The 10,296-nt window shown below is 36.0% G+C and carries 9 protein-coding genes; all 9 read left to right on the top strand.

Going from position 1 to position 10,296, the window contains the following annotated elements; all coding sequences use genetic code 11:
• The first annotated feature begins 333 nt into the window (after positions 1–333).
• The 9 genes from EUBIFOR_RS10810 (at position 334) to pyrF (ending at position 10,270) form a co-directional block, all read left to right on the top strand.
• A complete protein-coding gene (locus EUBIFOR_RS10810) occupies positions 334–957 on the top strand; it encodes a DUF5052 family protein (protein WP_040466524.1) in 624 nt (207 codons plus the stop codon).
• Positions 958–967: 10 nt separating this feature from the next.
• Positions 968–1,345 (top strand): RidA family protein, encoded by a 378-nt coding sequence (locus tag EUBIFOR_RS10805; RefSeq protein WP_003866106.1) that lies wholly within the window; start codon positions 968–970, stop codon positions 1,343–1,345.
• A 157-nt stretch (positions 1,346–1,502) separates the two neighbouring features.
• Entirely contained in the window at positions 1,503–2,405 is a 903-nt protein-coding gene (locus EUBIFOR_RS10800; protein ID WP_040466523.1) for an aspartate carbamoyltransferase catalytic subunit, read from the top strand.
• Positions 2,406–2,407: 2 nt separating this feature from the next.
• The gene (locus EUBIFOR_RS10795; protein ID WP_003866104.1) at positions 2,408–3,673 is read left to right on the top strand and encodes a dihydroorotase; all 1,266 of its coding nucleotides are present in this window, start codon (positions 2,408–2,410) and stop codon (positions 3,671–3,673) included.
• 3 nt (positions 3,674–3,676) lie between these two features.
• A complete protein-coding gene (gene carA / locus EUBIFOR_RS10790) occupies positions 3,677–4,741 on the top strand; it encodes a glutamine-hydrolyzing carbamoyl-phosphate synthase small subunit (RefSeq protein ID WP_003866103.1) in 1,065 nt (354 codons plus the stop codon).
• The gene (carB, locus tag EUBIFOR_RS10785) at positions 4,734–7,937 is read left to right on the top strand and encodes a carbamoyl-phosphate synthase large subunit (RefSeq protein WP_003866102.1); all 3,204 of its coding nucleotides are present in this window, start codon (positions 4,734–4,736) and stop codon (positions 7,935–7,937) included. The genes carA and carB overlap by 8 nt, the downstream gene beginning before the upstream one ends.
• Position 7,938: 1 nt before the next feature.
• Positions 7,939–8,664, top strand: coding sequence for a dihydroorotate dehydrogenase electron transfer subunit (locus EUBIFOR_RS10780; protein WP_040466522.1), 726 nt, complete (start codon positions 7,939–7,941; stop codon positions 8,662–8,664).
• A complete protein-coding gene (locus EUBIFOR_RS10775) occupies positions 8,664–9,572 on the top strand; it encodes a dihydroorotate dehydrogenase (RefSeq protein ID WP_003866100.1) in 909 nt (302 codons plus the stop codon). Before EUBIFOR_RS10780 ends, EUBIFOR_RS10775 begins: the two co-directional genes overlap by 1 nt.
• Positions 9,572–10,270: an orotidine-5'-phosphate decarboxylase gene (gene pyrF, locus EUBIFOR_RS10770; protein ID WP_003866099.1), complete on the top strand. Its 699-nt coding sequence runs from the start codon at positions 9,572–9,574 to the stop codon at positions 10,268–10,270. Before EUBIFOR_RS10775 ends, pyrF begins: the two co-directional genes overlap by 1 nt.
• Positions 10,271–10,296 lie beyond the last annotated feature (26 nt).

Genomic DNA, 10,296 nt, shown 5'->3' with positions numbered 1-10,296 from the left:
CATTGAACAAGGAATCGAACTAGGACAGGTTCTTTTGTACAAGACGATGTTAAGAAATGGAATGAGTGTCAATGAAATTTCTAAGGTTTGTTCGATATCTGTTGAAAATTTAAAACGAGTATTAAGTAATTGATATGAAGAAAAAATTCTTCTTTTCTGATATGTGTAATGTTAAATAAAAACTACCAATAGCGCACATTCTTGTATTTTATACAGGCCTTGGAATGCAGCTAGACTGTTTTCTGAATTTGTAGAGGCAAACGAAACATTAGGCAAAATAAAATATCGAGCCATTCATAACGAATGGCTTCATTATAAAAAAACGGAGGTTGTATGAATAAGAATATTAAACGAATCAGTGTAGTGTGTTTATGTTTGTTGTTGAGTGGCTGTAGTATGTTTCAATCAGCTCTTAATGATATCAAGGGCAATTTAGTAGGTAATGGATATACAATCTATACGTATGATAATTATGGTAGTGAAGTCATGGAGACAAGTGGAGATAAAATTAGTATTACAGGTAATGCGGTAGAGTCTACTTCTTATGATGAAAATGGTAGTGTTGTTCGTGGATATGAATTATCAAGTGTAATTACGATTACAGTAGATGGAAAAGAAATAGAATCATGTGGAGATACTTGTATTTTTGAACAAAAGGGCTTAACACCAGATGTGGATTTTGCACAAGCAGATATTGATTCAAATACACATGGACAAATATCGGACAATACATCTGTTGCTCGTTTTATCAACAAGTATAAAAATATGTTTGGTAAAGGAAGAATTGTAGTCATTAAATCACAATTGGGACAACCAATTGCCGCCTACTCTGGAGATAAGGTGTATTGGAAGATTCCAGATAATTTACCAAAAATGACGAAGCTTATGATTGATGGTAAGGCTTTGTATATTCATAGAGCAAATTTTCAAATCATTGATAAAGAATTATTAGATTAGGAGATACAAAATGAAACAACCAATTAGTAGTACAAAAGCACCAAAGGCATTAGGGCCTTATTCAGCAGGCGTTTTAACAGAAGGATTAGTATTCTTATCTGGACAATTAGGCGTAGATACCAATGGGGATTTAGTCAGTGAAGATGTCGTAGAACAAACCAAAAAGGTCTTTGAAAATATTGGGGTATTACTCGAAACTTCAGGCTTAATTTATGATGATATTGTCAAGACAACTGTATTATTGGATGATATGAACGATTTTGCGAAAGTAAACGAAGAATATGCGAAATATTTTACAGAACCATTCCCTGCAAGAAGTTGTTTTGAAGTGGCTAAATTACCTAAGAATGCTAAGGTTGAAATAGAGTGTATCGCAATCAAAAAATAGTTTAAAAACATATGTCGTAAATAGAGTTCGTTCTTTGATGTATTGAAGAATTTTACTGTTGAAAAATCCATGATTTATGGTAGTATATATGAAAGAGAAATTGGATTTGAAAAGTGACTTTTTAAATCCATTTTTTTAAAGTCAAAAGGAGGATTATATGAACAAAAATTCGTTATTATCCATGAGAGATCTGTCAGTTGAAGACATCTATAGCATTCTTGATGATGCTAGACTTTTTAATAGTTCCTTTAAAGATTGGCAATTACCAATGCAGAAAGCATTGGTTGCTAATCTTTTTTTTGAGGCTTCAACTCGAACACACTTCTCATTCGAAAGTGCACAGCACCAATTAGGATGCCAAGTAGCCGATTTTGCGGCAGGAGCATCTAGTGTCACAAAGGGAGAAACTCTTTATGATACAGTAAAAACATTTGAATCCATTGGGTATGACATGGTGGTGATCCGTCATTCTCAAGATGAATACTTCAAAGAATTGGAAAATATCAATATTCCAATTTTAAACGCTGGAGATGGTGCAGGAAACCATCCAACACAATGCTTGTTAGACTTACTAACTATGCAAAATGAATTTGGTACATTAGAAGGCTTAAATGTAGTAATCTGTGGAGATATATTACATTCAAGAGTGGCTGCTAGTGATAAAGAAGCTTTAGAAAAGCTAGGGTCAACTGTTCGTTTTGCCGGACCTAAAGAATGGGAAAGACCAGGCTATCCAACAATTGATTTTGATGAAGCCATCGAATGGGCAGATGTTGTCATGATGCTTCGTATTCAGAAAGAAAGAGGTTCTGGAATGGCAGGTATGACAGATAGTGAATATCTAGAAAAATATGGTCTTACAAAAGAGCGTTATGCAAGAATGAAAGACAAAGCTATCGTAATGCATCCAGCTCCTGTTAATCGTGGAGTTGAAATTGACACAGATTTAGTGGAAGCAGAAAAATCAAGAATTTTTGAACAAATGCACAATGGTATGTTAGTTAGAAAGGCCGTTATTAAACGTGGATTTGGCTTTGCTCCATTCAAAGAGGAAAAATAAGTATGCGTTTAATAAAAAATGGTCAAGTTTTAATTGACAATCAAGTAGAAAAGAAAGATATTTTAATTGATGAAGGAAAGATCATTCAGATTGATGATTCTATAGTGAAAGACTGTGAAGTTATTGATGCTGCAGGTCTTACAGTCATTCCAGGGTTAGTGGATGTACACGTACATTTTAGAGAACCAGGACACACAGAAAAAGAAACTATTCATACAGGCAGTTTAGCAGCAGCACATGGAGGATTTACTTCTGTGTTTGCGATGCCAAACGTTATTCCTTTTCCAGATGATGTGGATACAATAAAAGACTATCAACAATTGATTGAAAAAGAATCTGTTGTACATACATATCCATATGCTTGCATCACTTTAGAAGAAGCAAGTAAAGAAGTTGTGGATATGAAAGCTATTAAAGATTTAGGAATTCGCTGGTTTAGTGATGATGGTGTAGGGGTAGCCACATCCGAAATCATGAAGGAAGCTATGGAAAAGGCGAAAGAAAACGACTGTATGATTGTAGCCCACACAGAAGATATGAGCTATCGTAGACCAGGGGCTTGTGTACATGATAGTGAAGTCGTGACATCAAAGGGATGGCTTGGAATTCCAAGTGCTTGTGAAAGTGCACAATTGATTCGTGATTTAGAAATCACAAAAGAAGTAGGAAATGCGTATCATGCTTGCCATATTTCAGCTAAAGAGAGTGTAGAAGCATTAAAAGAAGCGAAAACTTCAGGCTTGAATGTAAGTGCAGAAGTTACAGTACATCATTTATTATTGGAAGATAAAGATGTGGTTGGACCAAACTGGAAAATGAATCCACCATTAAGAAGTCATGAAGATCGTATGTCTTTAATTGAAGGCTTAGAAAATGGAACATTGGATTGCATTGCCAATGATCATGCACCACATACTTATGAAGAAAAGAAACGTTCGATGGATAAAGCGCCATTTGGTATTGTTTCATTAGAAAGTGCGTTTGCGTTACTATACACTGAATTTGTGCATAGACAAAAACGTTGGACATTAGCTCAATTAGTGAATTGGATGTCGGCTGCACCTGCTAAGCGTTTTGGCTTAGAAAATGTAGGACAAATTAAAGAAGGATATAATGCCGATTTAGTCTTAGTAGATTTAGAACATGAATCTTTGATCGACATAGATACATTTGAATCTATGGGTAAAAATACACCATTTAATGGTTGGAGCGTAAATGCACAAATAAAGGAAACCATTGTAGATGGAAAAACAGTATGGAAAGGATAAAACATGGAAAGACTATTAGTGTTAGAAGATGGAAGTGTATATCGAGGGCGTAGCTTTGGTGGTGATAACTTCCGTATTGGAGAATTAGTATTTAATACTTCAATGACTGGCTATCAGGAAATTTTAACGGATAATGCATACTGCGGACAAATTGTTATGATGACATATCCATTAATTGGAAATTATGGAATCAATCGTGATGACTATGAAAGTATTGATCCAGCTACATTTGGTCTTGTTGTAAAAGATTATTGCGAACAACCAAGCAACTGGAGAAGTCAAGAAAGCTTAGGTGATTTCTTAAAACGAGAGGATATTCCAGGTATCTATGGTGTAGATACTCGTGCTATTACTCGTAAATTAAGAGACAAAGGAAATATGAAAGCTACATTATGTAATGCGGATGCAGATATTGAAAAAGTAGTCGAAGAATTAAAAAATACAGAATTGATGAAAAACCAGGTTTCTTTGGTTTCTGCAAAGAAAGTTTATCCTATGCCAAACCGCGGAAAGAAAGTTGTTGTCGTGGATTTTGGTGTAACTATGAGCACATTGAGAGATCTTTCAAAATGTGGCTTGGATATGATCGTAGTTGGACACGATGCAAGTGTTGAGACAATTATGTCATTCCACCCAGATGGAGTTTGTTTATCAAGCGGGCCAGGTAACCCTTGTGATTTAACAAGCCAAATTGAAGTTGTTAAAGAATTAATGAAACAAACCGTTGTATTTGGTATTGGACTAGGATATCAATTGATCGCATTAGCTTCAGGCGCAACTGTATCTAAAATGGGATTTGGACACCACGGATCAAATATCCCGGTTACGGAAGTTGCAACAAACAAAGTTAAAATTACTCACCAAAATCATGGATATGCCGTTGATGTAGATAGCTTAGAAAATACTTCATTAGAAATGACGTATCAAGCATTAAATGATAAAAGTTGTGAAGGTATCGAACATAAGGAATATCCTGCATTTGGTATTCAATTCTATCCACAAACTGGGGATGCATTATATGGTAAATTTGTAGAAATGATTGAAAAGGGGGATCGCAATAATGCCTAAACGCACAGACATTAAAAAAATTTTAGTAATCGGATCTGGACCTATCGTAATTGGACAGGCCGCAGAATTTGATTATGCAGGATCTCAGGCATGTCAATCACTTCGTGAAGAAGGATATGAAGTTATCTTAATTAACTCAAACCCAGCCACAATTATGACCGATTCAACTATCGCAGACCGTGTATATATTGAGCCAATTAACTTGGATTTCGCAAAACGTGTAATCTATAAAGAAAGACCAGATGCCATCTTAGGATCATTAGGTGGTCAAACCGGATTAAACTTAGTTGTAGAATTACATGAAGATGGAATTTTAGATGAATATGGCGTAGAAATTTTAGGAACTGATTTACTCGCAATCAATCGTGCAGAAGACCGTGAATTGTTCCGTTCTTTAATGCAAGACATCAATGAACCAGTACCAGAAAGTACAATCGTTCATACAGTTGAAGAAGCTGTTGCATTCTGTGAAACATTAGGATATCCAGTTGTAGTTCGTCCAGCTTATACACTTGGTGGAACGGGTGGTGGTTTTGCCGATGATGAAGCAGAGTTAAGAGACATTTGTGAAGCAGGATTAAAAGCAAGTCCAGTTCACCAATGTTTGATTGAACAAAGTATTGCCGGATATAAAGAAATCGAATATGAAGTAATCCGTGATGCAAATGACAACGCAATCGTAGTCTGCAGCATGGAAAACGTTGACCCCGTTGGTGTGCACACAGGAGATAGTTTTGTAGTGGCTCCCGTACAAACTTTGACAGATCGTGAAAACGCAATGTTGAGTAGTGCATCCTTAAAAATTATTCGTGCATTAAAAATTTGTGGAGGATGTAACGTACAGTTGGCATTGAATCCAGATAGTTTCAAATATTATGTCATCGAAGTTAACCCTCGTGTATCTCGTTCATCTGCATTAGCTAGTAAGGCTACAGGATATCCAATCGCAAAAATCTCTGCAAAATTGGCTGTAGGATTAACATTAGACGAAATCTTAAATCCAGTTACTAAAAACAGCTATGCATGTTTTGAACCAACCGTTGACTATGTAGTAAGTAAATTTGCACGTTTTCCATTCGACAAATTCCCTAATGCAGATCGTCATTTAGGAACACAGATGAAGGCAACTGGTGAAGTTATGTCGATTGGACGTACTTTTGAAGAATCTTTCTTAAAGGCGATTCGTTCTTTAGAGATGAAAGTAGATCACTTGTATAAAAAGGAATTGACTGAATTATCTAAGGAAGAATTACTTGAAAAAATCAAGAAGTGCGATGATGAAAGAATCTTTGCGATTACGCAATGGTTACGCAATGGATATGATTTAGAAACAGTCATCGATGTAACCAAGATTGACCGTTTCTTCTTATGGCATATCCAAAGAATTCTTGATTTAGAAACATTGATGAATGAAAATCCAAAAGATATTGCGGTTTTAAGAACATTGAAAGAAAACGGATTCTCAGATAGCTACATTGCCCGTAACTGGGATATGAAAGAATTCGATTTATATAATTTACGTAAAGAAAATGGAATCATTCCAGTTTATAAAAAAGTAGATACGTGTGCGGGTGAATTTGTCAGTGCAACACCATACTTATATTCAAGTTATGATCAAGAAAATGAATCTGAAGTCAGTGATCGCAAAAAAATCATCGTTTTAGGTTCAGGCCCAATTCGTATTGGACAAGGTGTTGAGTTCGACTATGCGACAGTACATTGCGTTGAAACATTAAGAGATGCAGGATATGAAGCTATCATCATCAACAACAACCCAGAAACTGTATCAACCGATTTCTCAATTAGTGATAAATTATATTTTGAACCATTAACTACAGAAGATGTAATGCACGTTATTGATTTAGAAAAACCATTGGGTGTTATTGTTCAATTTGGTGGACAAACAGCAATCAACTTGGCTGATTCATTAGTAGAACATGGTGTTAAGATTCTAGGAACTTCACTACACTCTATTGATTTAGCGGAAGACCGTCATGAATTTGAAGCGATGTTACATAAATTGAATATTCCTCAACCACAAGGTGAAACTGCAGTAACTGTTGAAGAATCACTCGTTATCGCCAATAAGATTGGTTATCCAGTACTTGTTCGTCCAAGTTATGTATTGGGTGGTCGTGCAATGGAAATCGTACATAATGATGATGAATTAAGAGTCTATATGGCAACAGCCGTAAAAGAAATCAGTCATGATGCTCCAATTTTAGTTGATAAATATATTGTTGGTAAAGAACTTGAAATTGATGCGATTGCGGATGGAAAGAACGTATATATTCCAGGTGTTATGGAACATATTGAACGTGCTGGAGTTCACTCTGGTGACTCAATTAGTGTATATCCAACGCAGACAATTTCTCAACAAGTGAAAGATACTATTATTGATTATGGAACAAGAATTGGTAAAGGCTTTGAATTTGTTGGTTTATACAACATTCAGTTTATTGTAGACAAAGAAGATAACGTATATGTATTAGAAGTAAACCCACGTTCCTCTCGTACTGTACCATTCTTATCTAAGATTACAGGTGTAGCTATGAGTTATATCGCAACGCAGGCTATCTTAGGAAAATCAATTGAAGAACAAGGATATACTCCAGGATATCATCCGGAAGAAGAAGGCCGTGTATTTGTCAAAGCACCAGTATTCTCATTTGCAAAATTACGTAGTGTAGATACAGTTTTAGGACCTGAAATGAAATCTACAGGTGAGGCTTTAGGTAGTGATGTCAACTTAGAAAAAGCCTTCTATAAGGCATTGGTTGCCAGTGGTGTAAGTGTTCCAACTCATGGAAATGTATTAATGACAATTGATGATGAGAATAAACAAGAAGCACTAGAATTGGCGAAACGCTTCGCAAATATTGGATATGGAATCTATGCAACAAAGGGTACTGCAGATATGTTTGAAGCTGAAGGATTGTATGTTCATCGTGCTAGTAAGATTGAAACAGAAGATGGTAAAAACGTTCTAGACATTATTCGTAATGGACGTGTAAACTTTGTCATTAACACAATGTCTAATAAGAAGAACACAAGTGCTGATGGATTCTTGATTCGTCGTGTGTCTGCAGAAAATAACATTTCTTGTATGACAAGTTTAGATACAGCGAATGCATTAGCGAAAGTTTTAGAGTCATTGAGCTTCTCAATGGTTTCTATGAATGAAATGGGGAAATAGTATGCAGGAATTTGCGAAGATTCTATCGAATGTCAAAATCGCAAAAGATATTTGGAAAATGGAATTGAAAACAGACTTAGCTAAAACAGCTAAGCCTGGTCAATTCATTGAAATCACAGTTCCAGGTTTCTATTTGCGAAGACCTATCTCGATTAGTGAAATTAGAGAAGATGTTTTAGTTATTATCTATAAAGTGCTTGGTGAAGGTACTTTAAAAATGACTGAACTTGAAGGAAAATTAGATATCTTTGGTCCACTTGGAAATGGTTTTCCAATTGAAGATAAAGAAGAAGTGTTGTTGATTGGTGGAGGTGTTGGTGTACCACCACTATATGAAACCGCAAAACAATATTTAAGTAAAAATGCACGTGTAACAGCTGTTCTAGGTGCAAATGATGCAGATAGCGTATTCTATGTGGATGAATTCAAAGCACTTGGGTGTGATGTATATGTCGCAACAATGGATGGAACACTTGGAACAAAGGGTACAGCATTGGATGCGATCAAAGAAAACAATGTGACATGTAACTTTGTACTTAGTTGTGGACCTTTACCTATGTTGAAGGCAATCAACGAACAATATAGTGAAGGCTATATTTCATTAGAAGCTCGTATGGCTTGTGGCCTTGGTGCTTGTATGGGATGTGTTGTGAAAGATGTAGAAGGACATTCATTGCGTGTATGTAAAGATGGTCCTGTATTTGAAATGGGAAAGGTGGCTTTATAATGGATATTTCAGTAAAACTACCCGGATTGAATTTGAAGAATCCAATTATTCCAGCTAGTGGATGTTTTGGATTTGGTAAAGAATATGCCGAACTATATGATTTGAGCGTATTAGGTGGTATTGCCATCAAATCGGCTACACCACAAGAGCGTTTTGGAAATCCTACACCAAGAATTGCCGAAACTCCAATGGGAATGTTGAATGCGATTGGTCTACAAAATAAAGGTGTAGATTCTATTATTGAAAATGAACTTCCATTCCTTGCACAGTATGATACAGAAATCATGGCCAATGTGGCGGGTGCATGTGAAGAAGATTATGTAGAGGTTATCAAGAAATTAAATGATCAGCCAGTAATTAAGGCTTATGAATTAAATATTTCTTGTCCTAATGTAAAACATGGTGGTATTGGTTTGGGAACGAAACCTGAACTTGCAGCACATGTGACTAAGATTTGTAAGGAAGCCGCTACAAAACCTGTATATGTGAAGTTATCACCTAATGTAACGGATATTGTAGAAATTGCCAAAGCCGTTGAAGAAGCTGGTGCAGATGGTATTGTATTGATCAATACTTTAATGGGTATGCGTATCAATTTGAAGACGGGAAAACCATTGCTTGCCAATGTAACAGGTGGTCTTTCTGGTCCTGCCATTAAGCCGGTTGCCTTAAGAATGGTATATCAAGTAGCACAAGCTGTAAATATTCCAATCATTGGTGTTGGTGGAATTACTTGTGCAGAAGATGTATTGGAATTCTTAAATGCGGGGGCAAGTGCTGTTGAAGTGGGTGCCCAAAACTTTGTGGATCCTTATGTATGTCCAAAAATCATTGAGGATCTTCCAAAAGTATTGGAGAAATATGGATATAAAAATATTGAAGAAGCAGTTGGAAGGAGTTTTAAATAATGAGTAAAACAATTGTAGCATTAGATTTTTCGAGTAAAGAAGAAGTTGTAGATTTCTTAAAACAATTTGATGAACCCGTATATGTAAAGATTGGTATGGAATTAACATATGCGTGTGGTTTAGAAATGGTAAAAACAGTGAAGGAAATGGGTCACCACATTTTCTTAGATTTGAAATTGCATGACATTCCTAACACAGTTAAGGGTGGAATGAAAAACTTAGCGAACTTAGGTGTAGATATTGTCAATGTACACTGTGCTGGTGGTATTGCGATGATGAAGGCTGCCATTGATGGTTTGAATGAAGGGGCTAAAGATGGAAAACGTCCTATGTGTATTGGTGTAACTCAGCTTACAAGCACTTCTAAAGAAGCTATGAATAACGAATTGGGAATTCCTGGTGAAGTTATTGATTGTGTTATTAAATATGCGAAGAATGCGAAAGAAGCAGGCTTAGACGGTGTTGTATGTTCCGTACATGAAGCTAAGGCGATTCACGAAGCTTGTGGAGAAGACTTCTTAACAGTAACTCCAGGTATTCGTTTGGCAAGTGATTCTAAAGATGATCAAAAGCGTGTTGCGACTCCTGCATTTGCGAAAGAACAAGGCTGTGATTATATCGTAGTTGGTCGTTCAATTACGAAGAGTGCTAACCCTGTTGAAACATATAAGGAAATTGAAGCAACTATGTCAAAATAAGGTGTGAGAAATCACATCTTTTTTTA

This window comes from Holdemanella biformis DSM 3989, from assembly GCF_000156655.1.
Lineage (GTDB): Bacteria > Bacillota_I > Bacilli_A > Erysipelotrichales > Erysipelotrichaceae > Holdemanella > Holdemanella biformis.
Note: the sequence above shows the minus strand (reverse complement) of the source record. Positions and strands in the feature narration are given on the sequence as shown.

Excerpts from the sequence above, each read along its gene's own strand:
- EUBIFOR_RS10810 (WP_040466524.1), top strand. The coding sequence starts at position 334 with ATGAATAAGAATATTAAACGAATCAGTGTAGTGTGTTTATGTTTGTTG.
- EUBIFOR_RS10805 (WP_003866106.1), top strand. The coding sequence starts at position 968 with ATGAAACAACCAATTAGTAGTACAAAAGCACCAAAGGCATTAGGGCCT.
- EUBIFOR_RS10800 (WP_040466523.1), top strand. The coding sequence starts at position 1,503 with ATGAACAAAAATTCGTTATTATCCATGAGAGATCTGTCAGTTGAAGAC.
- EUBIFOR_RS10795 (WP_003866104.1), top strand. The coding sequence starts at position 2,408 with ATGCGTTTAATAAAAAATGGTCAAGTTTTAATTGACAATCAAGTAGAA.
- carA (WP_003866103.1), top strand. The coding sequence starts at position 3,677 with ATGGAAAGACTATTAGTGTTAGAAGATGGAAGTGTATATCGAGGGCGT.
- carB (WP_003866102.1), top strand. The coding sequence starts at position 4,734 with ATGCCTAAACGCACAGACATTAAAAAAATTTTAGTAATCGGATCTGGA.
- EUBIFOR_RS10780 (WP_040466522.1), top strand. The coding sequence starts at position 7,939 with ATGCAGGAATTTGCGAAGATTCTATCGAATGTCAAAATCGCAAAAGAT.
- EUBIFOR_RS10775 (WP_003866100.1), top strand. The coding sequence starts at position 8,664 with ATGGATATTTCAGTAAAACTACCCGGATTGAATTTGAAGAATCCAATT.
- pyrF (WP_003866099.1), top strand. The coding sequence starts at position 9,572 with ATGAGTAAAACAATTGTAGCATTAGATTTTTCGAGTAAAGAAGAAGTT.